The organism is Geodermatophilus telluris (assembly GCF_900102745.1).
GTDB lineage: Bacteria > Actinomycetota > Actinomycetes > Mycobacteriales > Geodermatophilaceae > Geodermatophilus > Geodermatophilus telluris.
The window spans coordinates 370,395-394,739 of sequence record NZ_FMZF01000004.1 but is presented as its reverse complement, the minus strand read 5'-3'; the positions used below and the strand labels follow the sequence as shown (position 1 = coordinate 394,739).

General features: G+C 76.6%; 25 protein-coding genes and 1 tRNA gene. 19 read left to right on the top strand and 7 right to left on the bottom strand.

The window, feature by feature from the left end; genetic code table 11:
* The first annotated feature begins 126 nt into the window (after nucleotides 1-126).
* The 4 genes from lepA to BLQ97_RS15160 all read left to right on the top strand — a co-directional run bounded on the left by lepA (nucleotide 127) and on the right by BLQ97_RS15160 (nucleotide 5,099).
* A complete protein-coding gene (gene lepA, locus BLQ97_RS15175) occupies nucleotides 127-1,971 on the top strand; it encodes a translation elongation factor 4 (protein ID WP_091366827.1) in 1,845 nt (614 codons plus the stop codon).
* On the top strand, nucleotides 1,968-2,627 hold the full coding sequence (locus tag BLQ97_RS15170) for an MOSC domain-containing protein (protein WP_091366826.1): 660 nt from the start codon (nucleotides 1,968-1,970) through the stop codon (nucleotides 2,625-2,627). Before lepA ends, BLQ97_RS15170 begins: the two co-directional genes overlap by 4 nt.
* A 62-nt stretch (nucleotides 2,628-2,689) precedes the next feature.
* A complete protein-coding gene (locus tag BLQ97_RS15165) occupies nucleotides 2,690-3,394 on the top strand; it encodes an LppX_LprAFG lipoprotein (protein ID WP_091366825.1) in 705 nt (234 codons plus the stop codon).
* Nucleotides 3,363-5,099, top strand: a complete 1,737-nt coding sequence (locus BLQ97_RS15160; protein WP_091366824.1) for an MFS transporter — start codon at nucleotides 3,363-3,365, stop codon at nucleotides 5,097-5,099. Before BLQ97_RS15165 ends, BLQ97_RS15160 begins: the two co-directional genes overlap by 32 nt.
* Here the strand turns inward: BLQ97_RS15160 and BLQ97_RS15155 are convergent.
* From BLQ97_RS15155 to selD, 3 genes are all read right to left on the bottom strand, one after another.
* A complete protein-coding gene (locus BLQ97_RS15155) occupies nucleotides 5,089-6,054 on the bottom strand; it encodes a zinc-binding dehydrogenase (protein ID WP_091366823.1) in 966 nt (321 codons plus the stop codon). The two genes, BLQ97_RS15160 and BLQ97_RS15155, sit on opposite strands and share 11 nt — an antisense overlap.
* 68 nt (nucleotides 6,055-6,122) lie before the next feature.
* Nucleotides 6,123-6,698, bottom strand: coding sequence for a hypothetical protein (locus tag BLQ97_RS15150; protein WP_139173681.1), 576 nt, complete (start codon nucleotides 6,696-6,698; stop codon nucleotides 6,123-6,125).
* Between the two features lie 133 nt (nucleotides 6,699-6,831).
* Nucleotides 6,832-7,854 (bottom strand): selenide, water dikinase SelD, encoded by a 1,023-nt coding sequence (gene selD, locus BLQ97_RS15145; RefSeq protein WP_217637212.1) that lies wholly within the window; start codon nucleotides 7,852-7,854, stop codon nucleotides 6,832-6,834.
* A 23-nt stretch (nucleotides 7,855-7,877) separates the two neighbouring features.
* On the opposite strand from selD, the gene BLQ97_RS23390 reads away from it, so the two are divergent.
* The 3 genes from BLQ97_RS23390 (at nucleotide 7,878) to selB (ending at nucleotide 11,057) form a co-directional block, all read left to right on the top strand.
* A tRNA-OTHER gene (locus BLQ97_RS23390) sits at nucleotides 7,878-7,973 on the top strand.
* A gap of 37 nt (nucleotides 7,974-8,010) precedes the next feature.
* Complete coding sequence (gene selA / locus BLQ97_RS15140) at nucleotides 8,011-9,321, top strand: L-seryl-tRNA(Sec) selenium transferase (RefSeq protein ID WP_091366821.1); 1,311 nt, start codon at nucleotides 8,011-8,013, stop codon at nucleotides 9,319-9,321.
* Nucleotides 9,312-11,057: a selenocysteine-specific translation elongation factor gene (gene selB / locus BLQ97_RS15135; RefSeq protein ID WP_091366820.1), complete on the top strand. Its 1,746-nt coding sequence runs from the start codon at nucleotides 9,312-9,314 to the stop codon at nucleotides 11,055-11,057. Before selA ends, selB begins: the two co-directional genes overlap by 10 nt.
* Nucleotides 11,058-11,228: 171 nt before the next feature.
* Here the strand turns inward: selB and BLQ97_RS23020 are convergent, their stop codons facing one another.
* Together BLQ97_RS23020 and BLQ97_RS15130 are read right to left on the bottom strand one after the other, a co-directional pair.
* Nucleotides 11,229-11,387 carry a heme biosynthesis protein HemY gene (locus BLQ97_RS23020; protein WP_139173678.1) on the bottom strand — a complete coding sequence of 53 codons (159 nt, stop codon included), beginning with the start codon at nucleotides 11,385-11,387 and terminating at the stop codon, nucleotides 11,229-11,231.
* 91 nt (nucleotides 11,388-11,478) lie between these two features.
* Nucleotides 11,479-12,246, bottom strand: a complete 768-nt coding sequence (locus tag BLQ97_RS15130) for an enoyl-CoA hydratase-related protein (protein WP_091366819.1) — start codon at nucleotides 12,244-12,246, stop codon at nucleotides 11,479-11,481.
* Between the two features lie 38 nt (nucleotides 12,247-12,284).
* Between BLQ97_RS15130 and hemW the strand changes: the two genes are divergently transcribed.
* The 6 genes from hemW to BLQ97_RS15100 all read left to right on the top strand — a co-directional run bounded on the left by hemW (nucleotide 12,285) and on the right by BLQ97_RS15100 (nucleotide 17,750).
* Nucleotides 12,285-13,505, top strand: coding sequence for a radical SAM family heme chaperone HemW (gene hemW / locus BLQ97_RS15125; protein ID WP_091366818.1), 1,221 nt, complete (start codon nucleotides 12,285-12,287; stop codon nucleotides 13,503-13,505).
* A gap of 133 nt (nucleotides 13,506-13,638) precedes the next feature.
* Nucleotides 13,639-14,523: an ABC transporter ATP-binding protein gene (locus tag BLQ97_RS15120; RefSeq protein ID WP_091366817.1), complete on the top strand. Its 885-nt coding sequence runs from the start codon at nucleotides 13,639-13,641 to the stop codon at nucleotides 14,521-14,523.
* Complete coding sequence (locus tag BLQ97_RS15115) at nucleotides 14,520-15,260, top strand: ABC transporter permease (protein ID WP_091366816.1); 741 nt, start codon at nucleotides 14,520-14,522, stop codon at nucleotides 15,258-15,260. The genes BLQ97_RS15120 and BLQ97_RS15115 overlap by 4 nt, the downstream gene beginning before the upstream one ends.
* 20 nt (nucleotides 15,261-15,280) lie before the next feature.
* Nucleotides 15,281-16,393 carry a sensor histidine kinase gene (locus tag BLQ97_RS15110; protein ID WP_091366815.1) on the top strand — a complete coding sequence of 371 codons (1,113 nt, stop codon included), beginning with the start codon at nucleotides 15,281-15,283 and terminating at the stop codon, nucleotides 16,391-16,393.
* Nucleotides 16,390-16,995: a response regulator transcription factor gene (locus BLQ97_RS15105; RefSeq protein ID WP_091366814.1), complete on the top strand. Its 606-nt coding sequence runs from the start codon at nucleotides 16,390-16,392 to the stop codon at nucleotides 16,993-16,995. Before BLQ97_RS15110 ends, BLQ97_RS15105 begins: the two co-directional genes overlap by 4 nt.
* Before the next feature lie 131 nt (nucleotides 16,996-17,126).
* Nucleotides 17,127-17,750, top strand: a complete 624-nt coding sequence (locus BLQ97_RS15100) for a dihydrofolate reductase family protein (protein WP_091366813.1) — start codon at nucleotides 17,127-17,129, stop codon at nucleotides 17,748-17,750.
* On the opposite strand, the gene BLQ97_RS15095 is transcribed toward BLQ97_RS15100, so the two are convergent.
* On the bottom strand, nucleotides 17,734-18,201 hold the full coding sequence (locus BLQ97_RS15095) for a GNAT family N-acetyltransferase (RefSeq protein ID WP_091366812.1): 468 nt from the start codon (nucleotides 18,199-18,201) through the stop codon (nucleotides 17,734-17,736). The genes BLQ97_RS15100 and BLQ97_RS15095 overlap by 17 nt on opposite strands.
* Nucleotides 18,198-18,509, bottom strand: coding sequence for a type II toxin-antitoxin system VapB family antitoxin (locus BLQ97_RS15090; protein WP_091366811.1), 312 nt, complete (start codon nucleotides 18,507-18,509; stop codon nucleotides 18,198-18,200). The genes BLQ97_RS15095 and BLQ97_RS15090 overlap by 4 nt, the downstream gene beginning before the upstream one ends.
* 271 nt (nucleotides 18,510-18,780) lie before the next feature.
* Here BLQ97_RS15090 and hrcA point away from each other — a divergent pair, with 271 nt between their 5' ends.
* The 6 genes from hrcA (at nucleotide 18,781) to BLQ97_RS15060 (ending at nucleotide 24,341) form a co-directional block, all read left to right on the top strand.
* Nucleotides 18,781-19,803, top strand: a complete 1,023-nt coding sequence (hrcA, locus tag BLQ97_RS15085; protein ID WP_091366810.1) for a heat-inducible transcriptional repressor HrcA — start codon at nucleotides 18,781-18,783, stop codon at nucleotides 19,801-19,803.
* A gap of 14 nt (nucleotides 19,804-19,817) precedes the next feature.
* On the top strand, nucleotides 19,818-20,966 hold the full coding sequence (gene dnaJ / locus BLQ97_RS15080; protein WP_091366809.1) for a molecular chaperone DnaJ: 1,149 nt from the start codon (nucleotides 19,818-19,820) through the stop codon (nucleotides 20,964-20,966).
* Entirely contained in the window at nucleotides 20,963-21,730 is a 768-nt protein-coding gene (locus BLQ97_RS15075) for a 16S rRNA (uracil(1498)-N(3))-methyltransferase (protein WP_091366808.1), read from the top strand. The genes dnaJ and BLQ97_RS15075 overlap by 4 nt, the downstream gene beginning before the upstream one ends.
* Before the next feature lie 151 nt (nucleotides 21,731-21,881).
* Nucleotides 21,882-22,241, top strand: a complete 360-nt coding sequence (locus BLQ97_RS15070) for a histidine triad nucleotide-binding protein (protein WP_175471755.1) — start codon at nucleotides 21,882-21,884, stop codon at nucleotides 22,239-22,241.
* Between the two features lie 37 nt (nucleotides 22,242-22,278).
* Nucleotides 22,279-23,106 (top strand): enoyl-CoA hydratase/isomerase family protein, encoded by an 828-nt coding sequence (locus tag BLQ97_RS15065; protein ID WP_091366995.1) that lies wholly within the window; start codon nucleotides 22,279-22,281, stop codon nucleotides 23,104-23,106.
* Nucleotides 23,107-23,198: 92 nt separating this feature from the next.
* The gene (locus BLQ97_RS15060) at nucleotides 23,199-24,341 is read left to right on the top strand and encodes a PhoH family protein (RefSeq protein WP_245692210.1); all 1,143 of its coding nucleotides are present in this window, start codon (nucleotides 23,199-23,201) and stop codon (nucleotides 24,339-24,341) included.
* Nucleotides 24,342-24,345 lie beyond the last annotated feature (4 nt).

Below are 24,345 nucleotides of genomic sequence, written 5' to 3'. Positions count from 1 at the left end.
GGCGTGCGTCGGCGGACCGGCCTGCCAGGTTACCAGCGCGCGAGGCGGCGTCCCACCCCGGTCGCGTCCGGCCCTCCCGGCAGGGTGCTCCGCAGCAGCGGCCCGCCGTGGGACGATGGCAGCACTGTGACGACTCCCGCTGCCACCGATCCCACCCGGATCCGGAACTTCTGCATCATCGCCCACATCGACCACGGCAAGTCGACGCTGGCCGACCGGATGCTCGAGGTGACCGGGATCATCGAGGCGCGGCAGATGCGCGCGCAGTACCTCGACCGGATGGACATCGAGCGCGAGCGCGGCATCACCATCAAGGCGCAGAACGTGCGCCTGCCGTGGACTCCGCGGACGGGTGAGGCAGCCGGCGCCGAGTACGTGCTCGACATGATCGACACCCCGGGCCACGTCGACTTCACCTACGAGGTCTCCCGCTCGCTGGCCGCCTGCGAGGGCGCGGTGCTGCTGGTCGACGCCGCGCAGGGCATCGAGGCGCAGACCCTGGCCAACCTCTACCTGGCCCTGGAGAACGACCTCACGATCATCCCGGTCCTCAACAAGATCGACCTGCCGGCCGCCCAGCCGGAGAAGTACGCCGCCGAGATCGCGCACATCATCGGCTGCGACCCCGCGGACGTGCTCCGGGTCAGCGGCAAGACCGGCGAGGGCGTGCCCGAGCTGCTCGACCAGATCGTCGCGCAGATCCCGGCCCCGGTCGGCGACGCCGACGCCCCGGCCCGCGCCATGATCTTCGACAGCGTCTACGACATCTACCGCGGGGTCATCACCTACGTCCGCGTGGTCGACGGCCGGATCGCCAGCCGCGAGCGGATCAAGATGATGTCCACCGGCGCCACGCACGAGCTGCTCGAGATCGGCGTCATCTCGCCCGAGCCCAAGCCGGTCGACGGCCTCGGCGTCGGCGAGGTGGGCTACTTCATCACCGGGGTGAAGGACGTCCGCCAGTCCCGCGTCGGCGACACCGTCACGCTGCAGCACAAGCCGGCCGCCGAGGCGATCGGCGGGTACAGCGACCCCAAGCCGATGGTCTACTCCGGCCTCTACCCGATCGACGGCAGCGAGTACCCGCTGCTGCGCGAGGCGCTGGACAAGCTGCTGCTCAACGACGCCGCGCTCACCTACGAGCCGGAGACCTCCGCGGCGCTCGGCTTCGGCTTCCGGGTCGGCTTCCTCGGCCTGCTGCACCTGGAGATCGTCCGCGAGCGGCTCGAGCGCGAGGCCGGCATCAGCCTCATCTCCACCGCGCCGAACGTCGTCTACCGGGTGGTCATGGAGGACGGCACCGAGCACACCGTCACCAACCCCAGCGACTGGCCCGAGGGCAAGATCGACACGGTCTTCGAGCCGGTCGTCAACGCCACGATCATCGCGCCCAGCGACTACACCGGCGCGATCATGGAGCTGTGCCAGAGCCGGCGCGGCCAGCTCGGCGGCATGGACTACCTCAGCGAGTCCCGCGTCGAGCTGCGCTACACGCTGCCGCTCGGCGAGATCATCTTCGACTTCTTCGACGCGCTGAAGTCGCGCACCCGCGGCTACGCCAGCCTCGACTACGCCGAGGCCGGTGAGCAGGAGTCGAAGCTGGTCAAGGTCGACATCCTGCTGCAGGGCGAGCCGGTCGACGCGTTCAGCGCGATCGTGCACAAGGACAAGGCCTACGGCTACGGCGTGATGATGGCCGGCAAGCTGCGCGAGCTCATCCCGCGCCAGCAGTTCGAGGTGCCCATCCAGGCCGCCGTCGGCTCCCGGGTCATCGCCCGCGAGACGGTGCGCGCCATCCGCAAGGACGTCCTCGCCAAGTGCTACGGCGGTGACATCACCCGCAAGCGGAAGCTGCTGGAGAAGCAGAAGGAGGGCAAGAAGCGGATGAAGATGGTCGGCCGGGTCGAGGTCCCGCAGGAGGCCTTCGTCGCCGCGCTGTCCACCAGCGAGCCCTCCACCGCCAAGAAGTGACCACCGGCCGCATCGAGGCCGTCTGCGTCTCCGGCAGCGACCTGCTGCCGCTGCCCGACCGCCGGCCCGGCCGCAGCGGCATCGACAAGCGGCCGGTGGCCGGGCGGGTCGCCGTCGGCCGGCTGGGGCTCGACGGCGACGTCCAGGTCAACCGGCGGTACCACGGCGGCGAGGGCCAGGCGGTCTACGCCTACGCGCAGGAGGACGCCGCCTGGTGGGTGGCCGAGCTCGACCGGCCGCTGCCGCCGGGCCGGTTCGGCGAGAACCTGCGGACGGCGGGGCTGGACCTGACCGGCGCCGTCCTGGGCGAGCGGTGGCGGGTGGGCACCGCCCTGCTCCAGGTCACCGACTGCCGGATCCCGTGCGCCAATTTCGAGCGCTTCTGGGACGTGCCGCGGCTGGTCCGGCGGTTCACCGCGCACGGCGCCAGCGGCGCGTACCTGCGGGTCCTCGAGACGGGGGACGTCGGCGCCGGCGACGAGGTCACCGTCGTCGACCGGCCCGGCCACGGCGTCACGGTCGGGACGGCGTTCCGCGCCTACACGACCCAGAAGCACCGCCTGCCCGAGCTGGCCCCCGCGCTGCCGGTCCTGCCCGAGCGCACCCGCGGGAGGATCGCGGCGCGCATCGAGCGGCGGCTCGCCGCCACGGGCTGAGGCCCCCGGCGCGCTACCGTCGCGCCGCGCCGGGTGGGCCGGCGCGACGGGGAGGTCGCTCGATGCTGCTGCGCCGTGCCGCCGGGCTGGTCGCCGGCACCGTGCTCGCCGTGCCGCTGCTGGCCGGCTGCGGTGGCGGCGGCGAGCCGGAGGAGAGCGCCGACCAGCTGCTGTCGCGGGCACGGACGACCCTCGACGAGGCCAGCAGCCTGCACTTCGTGCTCACCAGCGAGGGCGCGCCGACCACCGGCACCGAGCTGACGGGCGGCGAGGGCGACGTCGCCCGCCCCGCGTCGTTCCAGGGGACGCTGCAGGTGCTGGCCGCCGGCGCGCCGCTCGACCTCGCCGTCGTCTCGGTCGACGGCACCGTCTACGCGCAGCTGCCCTTCACCACCGGCTACAGCGTCGTCGACCCCGCGCAGTTCGGCTTCGGCGACCCCGGCACGCTGCTCGACCCCGACACCGGGATCTCCCAGCTGCTCGAGCAGGCCGGCTCGGCCGAGCTGGGGGAGGAGCGCCGGGTGGACGGCGAGGTGGTGCGCGAGGTGACCGCGGAGCTGCCCGGCGACCTGGTCGAGCAGGTGCTCACCAGCGAGGACCCGAGCCGGCCGGTGGCCGCCCGCTTCTCGGTGGCTCCCGACAGCGGCGAGCTGCGCCGCGCGGAGCTGACCGGCCCCTTCTACACCGCCGGCCAGGACGCGACGTTCACCCTCGAGCTCAGCGACTTCGGCGCCGATGTCGAGATCACCGCGCCGGCTGTCGGCTGAGCCCACGGGGTCCGCGCGGCCGGTCCCGGGCCTGCCGCTGGTCGTCCTGGCCACGCTGGCGGTGCTGGTCACCGCGGCCGACACCTACGTGGTCGTCCTGGCGCTGCCGGAGATGCTGGCGGGGGTCGGCGTCGGCATCGACGAGCTCCAGCGCGCGACGCCGATCATCGGCGGCTTCCTGCTCGGCTACACCGCCACCCTGCCGCTGCTGGGCCGGCTCGCCGACCTCCGCGGCCGGGTGCCGGTGCTGGCCGGCTGTCTGCTGCTGTTCGCGCTGGGGTCCCTGCTGACGGCGACGGCGACCGGCCTGGGTCCGGCGGTCACCGGCCGCGGGCTGCAGGGCGTGGGCGCCGGCGGGCTGGTGCCGGCCACGCTCGCGCTGGTCGCCGACCGCTGGCCGCCCGAGCGCCGCGCGCTGCCGCTGGGCGTGGTCGGCGCGGTGCAGGAGGCCGGCGCGGTGCTCGGCCCGCTGGCCGGCGCCGCGGTGCTCGCGGTCAGCGACTGGCGTGCGGTGTTCTGGCTCAACCTGGCCCTCGGCGCAGCACTGGCGGCCGGGGTGGTCGTCACCGGCCGCCGGCGGCCCGACCCCGCCGGGCTGGTCCTGCTCGCGGTGGCCGCCGCGGCGCTCGGGCTGCTGCTCGCCGAGCCGGCGGCGCTGGCCGAGGACGTCACCCTCGGGCTGGCCTGGGTGCCGCTCCTGGACGGCGTGCCCGCCGCCACCCCGCTGCTGCTGGCGGCGGTGGTCGCGGGTGCCGCGCTGGCCGCCCGCAGCCTGGCCCACCCCGCCGGCGCGGTCCTGCCGCTGCGCGGGCTGCCCCGGCTGGCGCGCGAGGTCGACGTCGTCGGGTCGCTGCTCGCCGTCGTCGCGCTCGGGGCGCTGGTGTGGGCGTTCGCCGCCGCCGACCCGGCCACCGAGGTGGTCGCGCACGGCCCGGTGCTGCTGCCGGTCGCCGCGGCGGCCGCCGCCGCGTTCTGGCTGCACGAGCGCCGCACACCCGACCCGGTGCTGCCGCTGCGCCAGCTGCGACCGGCCGGGGCGTGGGGCGCGCTGCTGGTCAACCTGCTGGTCGGGGTGGCGCTGGTGGCCGCGCTGGTCGACGTCCCGCTGTTCGCCCGGGCGACGACCACGCCGGGCGACCAGCTCGGTGCGGCGCTGGTGCTGCTGCGGCTGCTGGTGGCGGTGCCGGTGGGCGCGGTGGCCGGCGGGTGGCTGTGCCGGGTGGCGGCGCCGCGGGTCGTCGCGGCCGGCGGGATGGCGCTGGCCGCGCCGGCGCTGTGGGCGATGACCCGCTGGGGCGAGACGTCGCTGGACGGCTGGGGGTCCACGGTCGTGCTGCTGGCCGCGGGCCTGGGCTTCGGCCTGGCCATCGCGCCGGTCAACGCGGTGCTGCTGGCGGTCACCGGCCCGGCGGTGCACGGCAGCGCCGGCGCGCTGGCCGTCGTCGCCCGCACCGTCGGGATGCTGGTCGGGCTTTCGCTGCTCACCGCCGTGGCGCTGCGCCGGTTCACCGCCGAGGTCGAGGCGATCGGCTCGCCGCTGACGGTCTGCCCCGCCTCGCCGGCCGACTGCCCGGCGTACGACGCGGCCACCGACGCCGCCGTCCTCACCCAGCTGCACACGGTGTTCGCCGGCGCCGCGGTCGCCGCCGCACTGGCGGCGGCCGCGGCGCTGGTGCTGCTGCGGGAGCGCCCGCTCAGACGGTGAAGACGATCTTCCCGGCGGTGCGGCCCTCGAGCATGCGGGCGAACCCGTCGCGGGCCTGCTCCAGCGGCAGCTCGACGTCGATCACCGGGCGGGCGCCGGTGGCCGCGCACATCCGCATGAGCGCCTCCAGCTCGTCGCGGGTGCCCATCGTGGAGCCGATGACCGACAGCTGGGTGAAGAAGACCCGGTTGAGCTCGGCGCTGGGGTCGAAGCCGGTGGTGGCGCCGGAGGTCACGATGACGCCGCCGGGCTTGAGCGACTTGACGCTGTGGCTCCAGGTCGCCTTGCCGACGGTCTCCATCACCCCGTCGACCCGCTCGGGCAGCCGCGCGCCGGTCTCGAAGGCCTGCTCGGCACCCAGGTCCAGCGCCGCCTGCCGCTTCTCCTCGCTGCGGCCGGTCACCCAGACGCGGAAGCCGGCGGCCCGCCCGAGCACCACCAGCGCGGTGGCGACGCCGCCGCTGGCGCCCTGCACCAGCACGGTGTGCCCGGGGCGCAGCCCGGACTTGACGAAGAGCATCCGGTAGGCGGTCAGCCACGCGGTGGGCAGGCAGGCGGCCTGGGCGAAGGACAGCTCGGCGGGCTTGGGCAGCACGTTGCGCCGGGGGACGGCGACCCGCTCGGCCATGGTGCCCTGGTGCAGCTCGGAGAACAGCGTGCGCTTCGGGTCGAGGGTCTCGTCGCCGGTCCAGCCGGGGGTGGAGACGACGCCGTGGACGACGACCTCGTTGCCGTCCTCGTCCAGGCCGGCCGCGTCGGTGCCCAGGACCATCGGCATCCGCTCCTGCGGCAGCCCGACGCCGCGCAGGCTGAACAGGTCGTGGTGGTTGAGCGAGACGGCCTTCACCTGCACCGTCGTCCAGCCGTCGGGCACCTCGGGTTCGGGGCGGTCGCCGACCTCCAGCACGGAGAGCGGGTCGTCGGGCGAGGGCGTGGAGACGAAGACGGCGCGCATGCGCCGGACGTTAGGACACGGCGGTCCGGTGGGCGAGGGCGCGCCCACCGGACCGCCGCGGGCCGGGGTCAGACCCGGCCGGGTGGGCAGGCGACGTTGTCGTGGGACAGGCCGCCGTTGTCCAGGTCGAGCTCGGCCGCGAGGTCACCGGTCAGCGAGACGCCCCCGGAGACGAGCGCCTCGCGGGAGAGGGAGAGGCCGACGGTGCAGTCGTAGAGGGGCTGCCGCTCCGCCCTACCGACCCCGGTCCAGGTCAGGTCGACGTCCACCGTCCCGGTCAGGGACTCCGGCGCCAGGCCCTGCGAGCCGTCGTCCGCCGCGGTGCAGGTGTAGTCGTAGGACACCTCCAGGCGGGCCGAGTCCAGCCGGTCGACCTCCGCGACGGCCACGTCCTCGCCGTCGACCGTGCAGGAGAGGCCCTCGCGGTACAGCGCGAACCGGACCACGGTCCCCGCGCCCCGCTCCTCCTCGACGGTCACGTCCGCGACGAGGCCGTCGCCACCGGTGAACAGCGCCCACCCGCGGTAGGCGGTGTAGGTGCCGGCGCCCTCGGGAGGTGCCGCGGCCGCGGTCCCCGCCGCGGTCTCCATCGCCGCCGTGGCCAGCAGCACGGTCAGTGCCCGGCCGGCCGTCCTCGTCCTCATGCCGTCCTCCTCACGAGCCGGTCCCGGGACCTCCGGGTCCGGTGAGCGGGAGGGTGACAGCGGCCGGCGGCGAGCCGGAAACCCTTTTCGCGCGGGGCGCGCGGGCTGACGGCGTGCCGCCGGCGACACGCCGTCAGCGGACGACGACGACGTGTTCCTGCCGCGGCACGAACTCGCCGATCACCGGCGCGCCGGGCACCTCGCCGCCGAGCAGCAGCCCCCCGGAGGTCTGCGCGTCGGCGAGCAGCAGCGCCTCCTCCCCGGAGACGGCGGACAGGTCGGCGTGCGGCCGGACCCAGTCCAGGTTGCGCCGCGTCCCGCCGGAGACGAAGCCCGCGGCCAGCGCCTCGCGGGCACCGGCGAGGTAGGGGACGGCGGCGGCGTCGACCACCGCGGTCACCCCGCTGGCCCGCGCCATCTTGTACAGGTGGCCGAGCAGGCCGAAGCCGGTGACGTCGGTGCCGGCGCGGATCCCCGCCGCGACGGCGGCCCGCCCGGCGTCGCGGTTGAGCGCCGTCATCGACGCGACGGCCTCCTCGCTCACCTCGCCGGTCGCCTTCATCCGGCTGTTGAGCACCCCGACGCCCAGCGGCTTGGTCAGCGACAGCGGCGTCCCGGGCACGGCGGCGGCGTTGGTGACGATGCGGTCGACGTCGACCACGCCGGTCACCGCCATGCCGTACTTGGGCTCGGGGTCGTCGATGGAGTGCCCGCCGCCGACGTGGCAGCCGGCCTCCTGCGCCACTTCCAGCCCGCCGCGCAGGACTTCGGCGGCGAGCTCGGCGGGCAGCACGTCGCGCGGCCAGCCGAGCAGGTTGACCGCGACGACCGGGGTGCCGCCCATGGCGTAGACGTCGGAGAGCGCGTTGGCGGCGGCGATGCGGCCGAAGGTGTGCGCGTCGTCGACCACCGGGGTGAAGAAGTCGGTGGTGAGCACGATGCCGACCCCGGGCACGCCCGGACGCCGGTCGATCCGGACGACGGCCGCGTCGTCGCCGTCGTCGAGGCCGACGACCAGCTCGGCGGCCGGGTCGCGCGGGCCGGTGGCGGTCAGCCCGGCGACGACGGCCTCCAGCTCGCCGGGCGGGATCTTGCAGGCGCAGCCGCCGCCGTGGGCGTACTGGGTGAGCCGGATCCGTGCGGGAGCGGTGGTCACGCCGCCACCGTAGGCTCCCGGGCGGAGGCGTCAGGGCGCCTGGTGGCCCCCGCGGCCTCTAAAGCCGACGTGGCCGAGCAGCTCGGTCAGGCGGGTTCGATTCCCGTCCGCCTCCGCCAGCCGCCCCGCGGGCCGGCGCGCATACGCTCCGCAGCGATGAGCGCCGACCCGCGGCGGGCCGTGCCCCGCACCGACACGCTGCTCGCCGACCCCGCGGTGGCCGCCGCGTGCGCCCGGCTGGGCCGCGAGCTGGTCAAGGACGCCGTCCGCGGCGTCCAGCAGCGGGTGCGCGACGGGCGGCTGGACCCCGACAACGCCGTCGCCGCCGTCCTGGCCGCGCTGCCGCCGACGGCGGGGAGCCTGCGGCCGGTGCTCAACGCGACCGGCGTCGTCGTGCACACCAACCTCGGCCGGGCGCCGCTGTCGCCGGCCGCGGTCGAGGCCGTGGTCGCCGCCAGCGGCACCACCGACGTCGAGCTCGACCTGGGCACCGGCCGCCGCGGGCCGCGCGGCGAGGCGGCGCTGGCCGCGCTGCTGGCCGCGGTGCCGGCGGCCGAGGCGGCCCTGGTGGTGAACAACTGCGCGGCCGCGCTCGCGCTGGTGGCCACCGCGCTCGGCGGCGAGCTGGTCATCGCCCGCGGCGAGCTGGTCGAGATCGGCGACGGCTTCCGGATCCCCGAGCTGCTGGAGGCCACCGGCGCCCGGTTGCGCGAGGTGGGGACGACGAACCGCGTGGCGCTCGAGGACTACACGCGCGCGCTCGGCCCGGACACCGGCGCGGTGCTCAAGGTGCACCCGTCGAACTTCGTCGTCCGCGGGTTCACCCGGGCGGTGCCGGTGGCGTCGCTGGCGGAGGCGCTCGCCGGGACCGGGGTGCCGCTGGTGGCCGACGTCGGCTCGGGGCTGCTGCGCCCGCACCCGGTGCTGCCCGAGGAGCCCGACCTGCAGACGACGCTCGCCGATGGCGCCGACCTGGTGCTGGCCAGCGGCGACAAGCTGCTCGGCGGCCCGCAGGCGGGGCTGGTGCTCGGCCGGGCCGACCTGGTGCAGCGGCTGCGCCGGCACCCGCTGTACCGCGCGCTGCGGGTGGACAAGACGACGCTCGCCGCGCTGGAGGCGACGCTGCGCGGCCCGCTGCCGCCGGTGCCGGAGATGCTCGCCGCCGACGTCGCCGTCCTGCGCCGCCGCGCCGAGGCGCTGGCCGCCCGGCTGGCCGGCGCCGGGGTCGACGCCCGCGCCGTCGACTCGGCCGCGCGCGTCGGGGGCGGCGGGGCGCCCGAGCACCCGCTGCCCAGCGCCGCGGTCTCGCTGCCCGAGCCCTTCGCCGCGCCGCTGCGGCGCGGTGCGCACCCGGTCGTGGGGTACGTGGCCGACGGGCGCGCGCTGCTCGACCTGCGCAGCGTGCCGCCCTCGTCCGACGACGACCTCGCCGCCGCGGTGCTGGAGGTGGCCGCCGGGTGGAGGTGATCGCCACCGCCGGGCACGTCGACCACGGCAAGTCGACGCTGGTCCGCGCGCTCACCGGCATGGAGCCCGACCGGTGGGAGGAGGAGCGCCGCCGCGGCCTGACCATCGACCTCGGCTTCGCGTGGACGACGCTGCCCTCGGGCCGGGTGGTCGCCGTGGTCGACGTCCCCGGGCACGAGCGGTTCGTCGGCAACATGCTGGCCGGCGTCGGTCCGGTGCCGGCCGCGCTGGTCGTGGTCGCGGCCGACGACGGCTGGTCGGCGCAGACCACCGAGCACGTCGCCGTCCTCGACGCGCTCGGCGTGCGGCACGCGCTGCTCGCCGTCACCAAGGCCGACCTCGCCGACCCGGCGCCGGTGCTCGCCGACGCCACCGAGCGGCTGGCGGCGACCTCGATGGGCGCGGTGCCGGGCGTGGCGCTCAGCGCGCCGGCCGGCCGCGGCGTGCCCGAGCTGGCCGCCGCCCTGGAGACGCTGCTGGCCGGGCTGCCCGCACCGGATCCCGACGCACCGGTGCGGCTGTGGATCGACCGGGCGTTCCCCATCCGCGGTGCCGGCACCGTCGTGACCGGCACGCTGGCCGCGGGCGCGGTGGCCGCCGGCGACCGGCTGCTGCTGGGCGGTCGCGAGGTGGGCGTGCGCGGTGTGCAGTCGCTGGGCCGCCCGGTGGACCGGGCGGTCGCCACCGCCCGGGTGGCGCTCAACCTGCGCGGCGTCGCCGTCGAGGACCTCCGCCGCGGCGACGCGCTGCTCACCCCGGGCGCGTTCCGCTCGACGGCCGAGGTCGACGTCGTGCTGGCGCGCGAGCCGGAGGAGCGGCTGCCGGCCGAGGCGGTGCTGCACGTCGGCTCGGCGGCGGTGCCGGTGCGGGTGCGCCCGCTGGAGGGGACCGCGGTGCGACTGCGCCTGGCCGGCCCGCTGCCGCTGCGCGTGGGCGACCGGGTGCTGCTGCGCGACCCCGGCGCCCGCCGGGTGCTGGGCGCCGACGTCCGCGACGTCGCCCCGCCCGAGCTGCGCCGCCGCGGCGCGGCCCGGCAGCGCGCCGCCGAGCTCGACGAGCAGGGCACCGGGCCCGCCGGTGCGGCCGCCGACCTCGCCCGGCGCCGGGTGGTGCGCGCCGACGACTTCACCGCGATGGGCTGGCCGGTGCCCGGTGACGCCGTCCGCGCCGGGCCGTGGCTGCTCGCGCCCGGCGTGGTCGACGAGCTGGCGCGGCGGGTGCCCGGGCTGGTGGCCGCGCACCGGCAGGCCCACCCGCTGGAACCGGGCCCGCCGGTCGCCGTCGTCCGGCGCGAGCTGGGCCTGCCCACCGACGACCTGGTCGCGCTCGTCGTCCGCACGCCGCTGGCGCTGCGCGAGGGACGGGTCGTGGTGGCCGCCGCGGGGTTGCCGGCGGCGGTGCAGCGGGCGGTCGACGCCGTCCGCGCCCGGCTGGCCGACGACCCGTTCGCCGCGCCCGACGCCGAGGAGCTGCGCGCCGCCCGGCTGGGCCCGCGCGAACTCGCGGCGGCGGTGCGCGACGGGCAGCTGGTGCGGGTGGCCGAGGGGGTCTACCTGGCGCCCGGGGTGGAGGAGCACGCGCGGGCGCGGCTGGCCGCCGTGCCGGCGCCGTTCACCCTCGGCCAGGCCCGGGCGGCCTGGGGGACGTCGCGGCGCGTGGCCGTGCCGCTGATGGAGTGGCTCGACGCGCGCGGGGTGACCGAGCGGCTGCCCGACGCCAGCCGCCGGCTGCGCTGACCGGCCGGCCGCAGGGGTGTCCTGCCGCCGGTCGTGCTCTGCCCCGGCACTGGGGGCAGAGCGCGAAGGGGAGACCGGGAGGTGTCCGGCCGGCAGTCGTGCTCTGCCCCGGCACTGGGGGCAGAGCACGACTGACCGGGGGAGGAGGTGGCCCGGCTGCCCGCCGGGCGGTCAGACGCCGCCGGCCTCGCGCAGCAGGCGGTCGCGCTCGTCGCTCTCGGTGGCGGCCGGCCGCGTGGTGGAGACGTCCACCGTCTCCACCGTGTCCTCGGGGTCGACCGGCCCGGGCAGCGAGCGGAAGCGGGCGCGGGGGTCCTCCGGTGCGGTCACGCCCGCAGGGTCCCGCGCACCCGCGGCCGGCGCCAGACCGGTCGGCGCCCGGGGTCGGCGCCGGAGTGGCCGGCGTCAGGAGCGGCCTGGGTCAGGAGGCCGGCACCCAGCGCGCCGGGCGCTTCTCCCGGAAGGCCGCGATCCCCTCCTGACCCTCCGCGCCGGCGAACGCCCGCGCGGAGAGGTCGAGCAGGTCGTCGAAGGAGCCGCGCAGCCCACCCGCGCGCAGCAGCCGCTTGGTCTCGGCCAGCGCCCACGGCGAGCCCGCGGCCAGCGCCCGCACCTGCGCCTCGACGGCAGCGTCCACCTCGTCGTCGGGCACGGCCAGGTCGACCAGCCCACCCGCGGCCGCGGCGGCGGCGTCGAAGACCTCGCCGGTCAGCATCAGCCGGTGCGCCACGTGCGGCAGCACCCGCGGGAGGACCACCGCCGAGATGACCGCGGGCACGATGCCCAGCCGGACCTCGGAGAAGGCGAAGGTCGCCGAGGCGCCGGCGACGACGACGTCGCAGGCGGCCAGCAGCCCCACCCCGCCGGCGCGTGCGGGCCCGCGGACGGTGGCCACCACCGGCTTGGGGGAGGTCCAGATCCGCTCGAGCAGCTCGGGCAGCTCGCGCACGCCCTGGTCGCCGGCGCCCGCCCCGGCCGCCTCGGACAGGTCCATGCCGGAGCAGAACACCCGGCCGGTGTGGTCGAGCGCGACCACCCGCACCGCGTCGTCGGCCAGCGCGGCGTCGAGGGCCTCGCGCAGCCGGGCGCGCAGGGCCCGGGAGAGCGCGTTGCGGTTGGCGGGGGAGTCGAGGGTGAGGGTCGCGACCCCGCGCTCGACGGAGACCTGCAGCACGTCGTCGTCAGCCACGACCGGTCATCCTGCCCCGCGCGGCACACTGGGGGCGGATGAACACCGCCCTGCCGCTGCTCGACGCCCCGCCGGCGACCCTGCAGCTCCCCGACAGCGCCCGCGAGGGACTGGCCCGCACGCCCTTCGGGCTCTACGTGCACGTGCCCTTCTGCGCCACCCGCTGTGGCTACTGCGACTTCAACACCTACACCTCCGACGAGCTCGGCCCGGGCGCCAACCGTGCCGAGTACGCGGGGACGGCGATCGCCGAGCTGCGCCGCGCGGCGGAGGTCCTCGGCCCGGACCTGCCGACCGTCTCCACCGTCTTCGTCGGCGGCGGCACCCCGACGCTGCTGCCCGCCGGGGACCTCGCCGCGGTGCTGGCCGCCGTCCGCGATCTGTTCCCGGTCGCCGACGACGTCGAGGTGACCACCGAGGCCAACCCCGAGTCCGTCACGCCGGCCAGCCTGGCGACCCTGCGCGCGGGCGGCTTCACCCGGCTGAGCCTGGGCATGCAGTCGGCCGCCGAGCACGTGCTCGCCGTCCTCGACCGCCGGCACACCCCCGGCCGCGCGGTCCAGGCCGCCGAGGAGGCCCGCGCCGCCGGCTTCGCGCACGTCAACCTCGACCTGATCTACGGCACGCCGGGGGAGACCGACGCCGACTGGGCCGCCTCGCTCGACGCCGTCCTGGCCGCCCCCGTCGACCACGTCAGCGCCTACGCGCTCATCGTCGAGGAGGGCACCCGGCTGGCCCGCCGCATCGCCCGCGGCGAGCTGCCGCTGCCCGACGACGACGTGCTGGCCGACCGCTACGTGCAGGCCGACACGGTGCTGCGCGGCGCCGGGTTCGACTGGTACGAGGTGAGCAACTGGTCGCGCGGGGACGCCGCCCGCTGCCGGCACAACGAGCTCTACTGGGCCAACGCCAACTGGTGGGGCGTGGGCCCGGGCGCGCACAGCCACGTCGGCGGGGTGCGGTGGTGGAACGTGAAGCACCCCGCCGCCCACGCGCAGCGGCTGGCCGCGGGGGAGGACCCGGTCGCCGACTCCGAGGTGCTCGCCCCCGCCGACCGCGCGCTGGAGACGGTCATGCTCGGCCTGCGGCTGCGCGACGGCCTGCCGCTCACCGCGCTGTCGGGCTCCGGCCGGCTGCGCGCCGCCGACGCCGTCGCCCGCGGTCTGCTCGACCCGGTCGCGCACGAGGAGGGCCGCGCGGTGCTCACCGACCGCGGCCGCCTGCTCGCCGACGCCGTCGTCCGCGACCTCACCGACTGAAGAAGGACCCCGTCCCCCTCACGCCTCGCACGCTCGGCGCGAGCCTCTGGACGGGGCCGAGCTGACGTTTGTCAGCTGGGGACGGCGACGTCCCGCACTACTGCGGGGCCCCCGGCGCGGTCAGGCTCGGGCCGTGCCTGCGAACGCCCTCGACATCGACGGCCTGACCGTCCGCCACGGCGACGTCCTCGCCGTCGACGGCCTCGACCTCCGCATCGGGCGGGGCGAGACCGTCGCGCTGCTCGGCCCCAACGGGGCGGGCAAGTCCACCACCGTGGGCGCCGTGCTGGGGCTGCTGCACCCGGCGGCCGGAACCGTCCGCGTGCTCGGCCGCGCCCCGGCCGACGCCGTCCGCGCCGGCTGCGTCGGCGCGATGCTGCAGCACGGCGGCCTGCCCGGCGAGGCGCGCGTCGGCGAGGTGCTGCACCTGGTCCGCGGCGCCTACGCCGACCCCTGGCCGCTGGCGGACCTGGTGGCCACCACCGGCACCACCGGCCTGCTCGGCCGCGACGTCGACGCGCTCTCGGGCGGCCAGCGGCAGCGGGTGCTGCTCGCCCTCGCCCTGGCCGGGCAGCCCCCGCTGCTGCTGCTCGACGAGCCCACCTCGGCCATGGACGTCGAGGGCCGCCGCGCCTTCTGGACGACGATGCGCGACCTGGCCGCCCGCGGGACCACCGTCGTCTTCGCCACCCACCACCTCGAGGAGGCCGACGCGGTCGCCGACCGGGTCGTGGTGCTGGCCGGGGGCCGGCTGGTCGCCGACGGTCCCGCGGCGCAGGTCCGCTCGGCCGTGGCCGGCCGCACGATCCGCCTCCCCTCCGGCCGGCTGCCCGAGCCGCTGCCCGGCGTCACCGGCGCCACCCGGCAGGGCGCCACCGTCGAGCTCGCCACCACCGACGTCGAGGCCACCCTGCGGGCGCTGCTCGCCGGCGGCGTCCCGCTGACCGACCTCGAGGTCCGCGGCGCCAGCCTCGAGGACGCCGTCCTGTCCCTCACCACCACCGGAGGACCCCGATGAGCCCGCTGCTCGCCTTCCAGCTGCGCCGGGTGGCCCGCAACCGGCAGTTCCTGTTCTTCACCGTGCTGCTGCCGGCGGCCTTCACCGTGTTCTTCACCCGGGTCTTCGCCGGGACGCCGGGCGGCGTCAGCCCCGAGCAGGCGGCGGGCACGATGGTCTCGATGATGGCCTACGGCGCGATCGGCGCCACCCTGGGCGCGACCGTGCGGCTCTCCTTCGACCGCGCCTCGGGCTGGCTGCGCCAGCTGCGGGTGACCCCGGTGCCGCAGACGTCGGTGGTCGCCGTCGACGTCGCCGTCGGGATGGTGCTGACCCTGCCGCCGCTGGTCGTCGTCGCGCTGACCGGCCGGTTCGTCAACGGCGTGCGGCTGGCGCCCGGCGAGTGGGCCGGGCTGGTCGGGGTGCTGTGGCTCGGGTCGGCGGTGTTCGTGGCGCTGGGCCTGCTGCTGGGCTGGGCGCTGGAGCAGAAGGCCGCCGGTGGCGCGACCGGCATCGTCGGCACCGTGCTGGCCGCCCTCGGCGGGCTGTGGGTGCCGGTCGAGCTGTTCCCCTCCGGCCTGCGCGCGGTGGCGCACGGACTGCCGTCGTACTGGTACGCGGAGGCCGGCCGGGCCGCCGCCGGGGGAGCGCTGCCGTCGGCGTCAGCGGTCGGCGCCCTGGTCGCCTTCGCCGCCGTCTTCGGGGGCCTGGCGGTGCTCGTGGCGCGGCGCCGTCCGCTCGCCGCCGTCGCGGGCTGACCGGGCTACGGTCGGGCGCCGTGGACCCCCGCCCCCGCTGGTACCGCATCGGCTGGGCGCTGCCCTGGCTGCTGTTCCAGTTCTTCCCGGTCGCCGACCTGCTCACCACCGACCGGCCGCTCGCCGTGCGGCTGGTCGCCGGCGCCGGCCTGCTGGTGTTCACCGGCGTCTATCTCGACGTCTTCCGGCGGGCCTTCGGCGACCGCTGCTGGTCGGGGTCGCTCCTCGGGCGGCTGGCGGTGGTCGCGGTGCTGGGCACCGGGCTGGCCGTGTGGCTGGGACCGTCCTGGGCGGGCCTGCTGATCTACGTGTCGGCGGCCTCGGCGGCGGCGCTGCCCACCCGCTGGACGTGGCCGGCGGTCCTCGCGGCCGCGCTGGTCTGCGCCGGGGTGGTGGTCCTCGGCGGCGAGCCCGGGCTGGTCGTCCTGCCGGTGCTGTGCCTGCTGACCGCGTTCGCGCTGCGCGGCACCCGGCACCTGGTCTCGGTCAACGCCGAGCTCGCCGAGGCGCGCGAGGAGCTGGCCCGCCACGCCGTCGCCGAGGAGCGGCTGCGCTTCGCCCGCGACCTGCACGACCTGCTCGGCCACAGCCTGTCGCTCATCGCGCTCAAGAGCGAGCTGGCCGGGCGGCTGGCCGAGGTCGACCCCGCCCGGGCGCGCACCGAGATGGCCGACGTCGAGGCCGCCGCCCGCCGCGCGCTGGCCGAGGTGCGCGACGCCGTCAGCGGCTACCGGCAGGTGAGCTGCGCCCAGGCGCTGGCCGAGGCCCGTTCGGCGCTGTCGGGCGCCGGCATCGCCGTCCGGCTGCCGCCGCGGGTGCCGGAGCTGCCGGGGCCGGTCGACGCCGCGCTGGGCTGGGTGGTCCGCGAGGCGACGACCAACGTGCTGCGGCACAGCGGCGCCCGCGCGGTGACCGTCACCCTCACCGACGACGGCGCCGAGGCGGTGCTCACCGTCACCGACGACGGATCCGGCCCCGCCGACGACGCCGGGCCCGGCTCGGGGCTCACCGGGCTGGCCGAGCGGGTCGGGGCGCTGGGCGGCGCGCTGACCGGCGGCGCGGGGCGCGACGGCGGCTACGAACTGCGCGCCGTGCTGCCGCTGGCGCCGGTGACGGCGGGCGCGGCCCGGTGATCCGCGTCCTGATCGCCGAGGACCAGTCGATGGTCCGCGGCGCGCTGCGGGCGCTGCTGGAGCTCGAGGACGACGTCACCGTCGTCGCCGAGGTCGGCCGCGGCGACGAGGTGCTGGCCGCCGCCCGCGAGCACGGGCCGGACGTCGCGCTGCTCGACATCGAGATGCCCGGCCGCGACGGCATCGAGGCCGCGCGGGAGCTGGCCGCCGAGCTGCCCGCGGTGCGCGCCGTCGTGCTCACCACCTTCGGCCGGCCCGGGTTCCTGCGGCGGGCCATGGAGGTCGGCGCCGCCGGGTTCCTGGTCAAGGACGCGCCGGTCGCCGAGCTGGCGAGGGCCATCCGCGCCGTCGTCGCCGGCGAGCGGGTGATCGACCGGGACCTCGCGGCCGCAGCGCTCGCCCTCGGGGCCACCCCGCTGTCGACGCGCGAGGCCGACGTGCTGCGCGAGGCCGCCGACGGCGCCACCGTCGCCGACATCGCCCGCCGGCTGTTCCTGTCGGAGGGCACGGTGCGCAACTACCTGTCCTCGGCGATCGGCAAGACCGGGGCGCGCACCCGCGTCGAGGCCGCCCGCGTCGCCGCCGACAAGGGCTGGCTGTAGCCGCGGGACGCCGCGCGCCGCTCCGGTGAGTTCCGAGCTCCCGGCGGGTCCGAGCTCGTGACACCCGAGGCTCGTGACACCCGGGGCTCGTGCCACCCGGGGCTCGTGCCACCCGCGGAGAGGACACCGCCATGTCGGAGCTGCTCGTCGACGTCATCACCTCCCTCGACGGCTACGCCTCGGGAGAGGGCTGGCCCGGCTTCTGGGGTCTCGAGGGCCCGGAGTACCTCGCCTGGCTCGGCGAGCAGCCCGAGGTCACCTACCTGATGGGAGCGAACACCTACCGCCTGATGTCGGGCTTCGCCGCCGGCGAGGTCCCGAGCGGCCAGGACGGGTTCAGGCCCGAGGAGGAGGCATCCGTCGACGAGCTCACGCGAGCGCCCAAGGTGGTGTTCTCCGCCTCCCTCGAAGAGCCGCTGACGTGGGCCAACTGCACGCTCGTCCGCGGCGACGCCGTCGAGGCCGTCCGCGCCCTGAAGTCGACCGGCTCGGGGCTCCTCAGCACGATCGGCAGCCTCAGCCTGTGCCGGTCCCTGCTGCGAGCCGGACTCGTCGACCGCTTCCGGGTCGGGGTGTTCCCGGTGATCACCGGGGCCACGGGCGAGGAACGCGTCTACGACGGCTACCCCGACGTCGCCCTGGAGATGACCGAGCAGCGCACCTTCGACGGCCGCATCCTGCTGGTCGAGTACCGGCCCCGCGTGCTCGAGCACCCGCCGCTCGGCGCCCCCGAGGGCTCTACAGCTCGAGCTTGAAGCCCTCGTGGGAGGCGACGTAGCCGAGACCCGCGTAGAAGCGGTGGGCGTCGGTGCGGCGCTTGTCGGTGGTGAGCTGCACCAGCGTCGCGCCGCGGCGGCGGGCCTCCTCGGCGCACCACCGCAGCATCGCCCGGCCCAGCCCGCGCCCGCGGCGCGCCGCGGCCACCCGCACCCCCTCGACGTGCGCCCGCAGCGCGCCGCCGCGGGAGAGCCCAGGGAGGAAGGTGAGCTGCAGCGTGCCGACGACGGTGCCGCCGTCCTCGGCGACGACGAGCAGGTGGGCGGGGTCGGCGTCCACCGCGGCGAACGCCGCCGCGTAGGGGGCGGGGTCGGCGGTCTCCCGGCCGGCGCCCAGGACGTCGGCGGTCAGCAGCGCGACGATCGCCGGGACGTCCTCGGCGCGGGCGCGGCGCAGCAGCACCCCGCCGTCGAGGAGCTGCTCCCTCACCGCACCCGGCCGGGGTCGGTGGGCATGAGCGCGTCGAGGTCGAGGACCCGCACGTGGATGACGGTGCGCTGCTGCAGCGCCGCGCGCAGCGCCCGGTGCAGGCCGTCCTCGAGGTAGAGCTCGCCGTGCCACTGGACGGCGTGCGGGAACAGGTCGCCGTAGAAGGTCGAGTCGTCGGCCAGCAGGGTGTCCAGGGCCAGCTCGCGCTTGGTGGTCACCAGCGTGTCGAGCCGGATCTGCCGGGGCGGGATCATCGCCCAGTCCTTGGTGGCCAGGCCGTGCTCGGGATAGGGACGCCCGTCGCGCACCGCTTTGAAGACCAGGGACCCGACCTCCGTCCTGACCCGCCCCGTTCCGGCACCGTCCGTCCGCCAGCCTAGCCACGCCCCGGGGGCCCGCGCCCGCCCCCCGCGGGTGTGGCGTGCGTCCGGGTGCGCGACGGACGCGCCGCCCGGTCGTATGCTGGGCTGGCACTCGGTCCGTGCGAGTGCCAGCCCACCGGTGGAGCCCGGTGCGCGCAGGCCGCGTCTCCCGGAGCCGCCCGCACGGGCCCGTCGACCGGTACGGGGAGGTGTCACCGTGGCGCACGACGAACGCCGCCTGCAGGTCCTGCGGGCCATCGTCCAGGACTACGTCTCCACCAACGACCCGGTGGGCAGCAAGGCCCTCGCCGAGCGGCACGACCTCGGCGTCTCGCCGGCCACGATCCGCAACGACATGGCGGTCCTCGAGGAGCAGGGCTACATCACCCAGCCGCACACCAGCGCCGGCCGGGTGCCCACCGACAAGGGCTACCGCCTCTTCGTCGACCGGCTCTCGGCGGTCAAGCCGCTGTCGGTCGCCGAGCGCCGGGCGATCGAGCGCTTCCTCGACGGCGCGGTCGACCTGCACGACGTCCTCGGCCGCACGGTGCGGCTGCTGGCGCAGCTGACCCACCAGGTCGCCGTCGTCCAGTACCCGACGCTGTCGCGCAGCGCCGTGCGCCACCTCGAGGTGGTCCAGCTGACCGCCTCCCGGCTGCTGCTGGTGCTCATCACCGACACCGGACGGGTCGAGCAGCGGGTCGTGGAGTGCCCGGTCGACATCGCGCAGGACGACGTCGCCGAGCTGCGCGCGCTGCTCAACTCGGCCTTCGCCGGCGCCCGGCTGGGCGACGCGGGCGGCAAGGTGCCCGACCTGGTCGACACCGCGCCGCCGCACCTGCGCGCGCTGGTCGCCGCGGTGAGCGCCACGCTGGTCGAGACGCTCGTCGAGCCGGGGGAGGACCGGCTGGTCATCGGCGGGACGGCGAACCTCGCCCGCACCGCCCTGGACTTCCCGGGCAGCCTGCGCCCGCTGCTGGAGGCGCTGGAGGAGCAGGTCGTCGTCCTCAAGCTGATCAGCGAGGTCGACACCGGCGGCGCCGTGCTGGTGCGCATCGGCGAGGAGAACGCGCACGAGGCGCTCACCGGTGCATCGGTCGTCTCCGTGGGGTACGGCACCGGGGACCGGGCCCTCGGGGGCCTGGGCATCGTCGGCCCCACCCGCATGGACTACCCGGGCAACATGGCCGCGGTCCGCGCCGTGGCCCGTTACGTCGGCCAGCTGCTGGCCGAGAGCTGAGGTCTCGAAGACAGATGGCAACCGACTACTACGGCGTCCTCGGGCTGTCCCGGGGCGCGTCCGACGCCGACATCAAGAAGGCCTACCGGCGGCTGGCGCGCGACCTGCACCCCGACGTCAACCCCGACCCGGAGGCCAAGGAGCGCTTCCAGGAGGTCAGCCGCGCCTACCAGGCGCTGACCGACCCCGACAAGCGCCGCATCGTCGACCTGGGCGGCGACCCGTTCGACACCGGTCCCGGCGCCGGCGGCGGGGGATCGCCGTTCGGGCAGGCCGGCTTCGGCGGGCTCGGCGACATCATGGACGCCTTCTTCGGCGGCGCCGCCGGGATGGGCGCCCGCGGGCCCCGCAGCCGCGTGCGCGAGGGCGACGACGCGCTGATCCGCATCGAGCTCGACCTCGAGCAGACGGTCTTCGGCACCACCGAGGAGATCACCGTCGACACCGCGGTCCTCTGCGGCACCTGCACCGGCGCGGGCACGGCGCCGGGCACCCACCCGGTCACCTGCACCACCTGCTCCGGCCGCGGCGAGGTGCAGAGCGTGCAGCGCTCGTTCCTCGGCCAGGTCGTGTCCACCCGGCCCTGCCCGACCTGCGCCGGCACCGGCCAGGTCATACCCGAGCCCTGCCCCGAGTGCGGCAGCGAGGGCCGCGTGCGCGCCCGCCGGACCATCCCGGTCAAGGTGCCCGCCGGCGTCGAGGACGGCATGCGGATCCGGCTCACCGGCCGCGGCGAGGTCGGTCCCGGCGGCGGCCCGGCCGGCGACCTGTACGTGGAGATCCGCGAGCGCCCGCACGAGGTGTTCCGCCGCGACGGCGAGGACCTGCACTGCCACGTGACGCTGCCGATGACGGCCGCGGCGCTGGGCACCACCCTGCCGCTGACCCTGCTCGACGGCGGGGAGACCGACGTCGACGTGCGCCCCGGCACCCAGCCGGGCACCGTGCTCACCCTGCGTGGGCAGGGCGCGCCGCGGCTGCGGGCCACCGGCCGCGGCAACCTGCTGGTGCACGTCGACGTCCAGACGCCGACGCGGCTCGACGCCGAGCAGGAGAAGCTGCTGCGCGAGCTGGCCGTGCTGCGCGGCGAGGACCGGCCGGCGTCGGCGTCCGGCGAGGGGCACGGCGGGCTGTTCTCGCGGGTGCGGAACCCGTTCAAGTGAGCGACCCGGCCGCCGGCGGCGCGCGGCCCGCCCTCGACGGCGCCCCGCTGTTCCTGCTCGACGAGGTGCCCGACGCCCCGGAGCTGCTGGTCGAGGGCGCCGAGGGCCGGCACGCCGTCGAGGTGCTGCGGCTGGCCGCCGGCGAGCCGGTGCGGGTCGCCGACGGCCGCGGCACGGTGGCCGAGGGCACGGTCCTCCACGCCGGACCGGCCGGCCTGCGGGTGCAGGTGGCCGCCCGGCTGGAGGTGCCGCCCGCCGAGCCGGAGCTGTGGCTGGTGCAGGCGCTGCCCAAGGGCGACCGCGGCCCGCTGGCCGTGGAGCTGGCCACCGAGCTCGGCGTGGACCGGATCGTGCCCTGGGCGGCCTCGCGCTGCGTGACCCGCTGGCGGGACGACCGCGTCGAGAAGGGCCTGGCCCGGTGGCGGGCCGCGGCGCGGGCGGCGAGCAAGCAGTCCCGGCGGCCGCGGGTGCCGGAGGTCGCGGAGCTGATGACCACCCGGCAGGTCTGCGGCGAGCTGGAGGACGTCGACCTCGCGCTGGTGCTGCACGAGCAGGCCCGCCGTCCGCTGGCGCGCGTCGAGGTGCCCGCGAGCGGCACGGTCGCCGTCGTCGTGGGACCCGAAGGCGGGCTCACCGACGGCGAGGTCGTGGCGCTGCGGGCCGCCGGCGCCCAGGTGGTGCGACTCGGCCCGGAGGTGCTGCGGACCTCGACCGCGGGCGCCGCCGCGCTGGCCGCCCTCTCGGTCGCCACCCGCTGGCGGTAGGGCGGTGCCGCGCGATGATCAGGTGACCTGATCATCGCGTGTCCCACCCGACGGTGGGCGGTCGGGTGGGACGCGCTGCGGTGCGGTGGGACGCCGCCCGGGCCGGGTCCGCGAGGTGTGGGCACGGGCCGGTCCTCCTAGGGTCGGCGCCGTGAGCGACTGCCTGTTCTGCCGCATGGTCGCGGGCGAGATCCCGGCCGACGTCGTGCACGAGACCGACCGGACGCTGGCCTTCCGCGACATCAACCCGCAGGCCCCCACCCACGTGCTGGTCATCCCCAAGGACCACCACGCCACCGCGGGCCTGCTCGTGGGCGCCGACCCGCAGCTGCTGGCCGAGGTCGTGGCCGCCGCGCACGCGGTCGCCGTCCAGGAGGGGCTGGTCACCGGGGACGGCGCCGAGCCGGGCTACCGGCTGGTGGCCAACACCGGCCCGCAGGCCGGCCAGACCGTGCACCACCTGCACCTGCACGTCCTCGGCGGCCGCCCGATGACCTGGCCGCCCGGCTGAGCCCGCCCGGCTGAACCCGCGTGGCAGGGTGACCGGCATGACCGACGCACCCGGCGCCGCCCCCGTCCGGCTCGAGCGCGACGGCGACGTCGCCGTCGTCGTGCTGGACAAGCCACCGCTGAACCTGTTCGACGAGCCGGTGTTCGCCGGCTTCGAGCAGGTGGTGGCCGAGCTGGTGGCGCTGACCGAGCCCGGCCGGCCCGACCGCGCCCGCGCGGTGCTGCTCGAGGCCCGCGGGAAGGTGGTCTCCGGCGGGGTCGACGTGCACGGCTTCCGGGAGATCGCCGAGGGGCCCGAGCCCGCGCAGCGCGGTGCGGCGCTGTGGGCCCGCCTGCTGCGCATCGCCCAGACGGTCGAGGACCTCCCGGTGCCCACGGTCTTCGCCGCGCACGGGCTCACCCTCACCGCGGCGTTCGAGATCGCGCTGGCCTGCGACCTGCTGGTGGCCGCCGAGCGGGCCTCCTTCGGGCTGGTCGAGGTCGTCGTCGGGCTCACCCCGTCCATGGGCGGGCCGCAGCGGCTGACCGAGCGGGCCGGGCCGGCGCGGGCCAAGGAGCTCATCCTCACCGGCGAGCGCTTCCCGGCCGCCGTCCTCGAGCGGTGGGACGTGGTCAACCGGGTGCTGCCCGACGACGGCTTCGCCGAGGCCGCCCGCGATCTCGCCCGCCGGCTGGCGGCGGGGCCGACGGTGGCGCACGCGGCCACCAAGCGGCTGGTCACCACCGCCGTCCGGCACGGGGTGCGGGCCGCCGACGAGATCACCCCGCAGGTGTCGGGACCGCTGTTCGCGACCGCCGACCTGCGCGGCGCGGTGGCCTCCTTCCTCGAGGAGGGACCCGGCCGGGCGACCTACACCGGGCGGTGAGGGCCGCCCGCGACGGCGGTTCCGGGCTCCCGCGCGCGGGTAGACTCGACCGGTCAGCAGCCTCTGTGCCAGGAAGGCAGGGTCGAGGGCACTTGCCCGATCCATCCCCGAACGTCCCCGTGCCGGGCGCGCCCACCGCGCGCGAGGCCTCCGCGCAGGCCGCGGCCGCGGACGGCGCCAGCGCCCTCGCCGGTCCCGCCCCCGCCGCGGTGCGCACCACGATCACCGTCCCCGACACCGTGTCGATGGTCGCCCTGCTCGGCTCCGGCGACGAGCTGCTGCGGCTCGTCGAGGGCGAGCTGGCCGCCGACGTGCACGTCCGCGGCAACGAGATCGCCGTGACCGGGCAACCGGCCGACAACGCCTTCGCCGTCCGCGTCTTCGACGAGCTCATCGCGCTGCTGGGCACCGGCCAGGCGCTGCGGCCGGACTCGGTGCGCCGGGTCATCGGCATGCTGCGCAGCGGCGGGTCCGAGCGGCCGGCCGACGTCCTCAGCCTGGACATCATCAGCCGCCGGGGCCGCACCATCCGGCCCAAGACGCTGAACCAGAAGCGCTACGTGGACGCCATCGACGCGCACACCGTCGTCTTCGGCATCGGCCCGGCCGGCACCGGGAAGACCTACCTGGCGATGGCCAAGGCCGTGCAGGCGCTGCAGACCAAGCAGGTCAACCGGATCATCCTGACCCGGCCCGCGGTCGAGGCCGGTGAGCGGCTGGGCTACCTGCCCGGCACGCTCAGCGAGAAGATCGACCCCTACCTGCGGCCGCTCTACGACGCGCTGCACGACATGGTCGACCCGGAGTCGATCCCGCGGCTGATGCAGTCGGGCACCATCGAGGTCGCCCCGCTGGCCTACATGCGCGGGCGCACGCTCAACGACGCGTTCGTCATCCTCGACGAGGCGCAGAACACCACCGCCGAGCAGATGAAGATGTTCCTCACCCGGCTCGGCTTCGGCTCCAAGATCGTCGTCACCGGCGACATCACCCAGGTCGACCTGCCCGGTGGCGCGCAGAGCGGACTGCGGATCGTGCGGGAGATCCTCGACGGCATCGAGGACGTGCACTTCGCCAACCTCACCAGCTCCGACGTCGTCCGCCACCGGCTGGTCGGCGACATCGTCGATGCCTACGAGCGGTGGGACGCCGGCCAGCAGCGCCAGGACCGCCCGGCCGCCGCGGGCCCGCAGGGCGGCCGCACGGCGCGGCCGCGCCGGCAGCAGGGGAGCTGAGCGA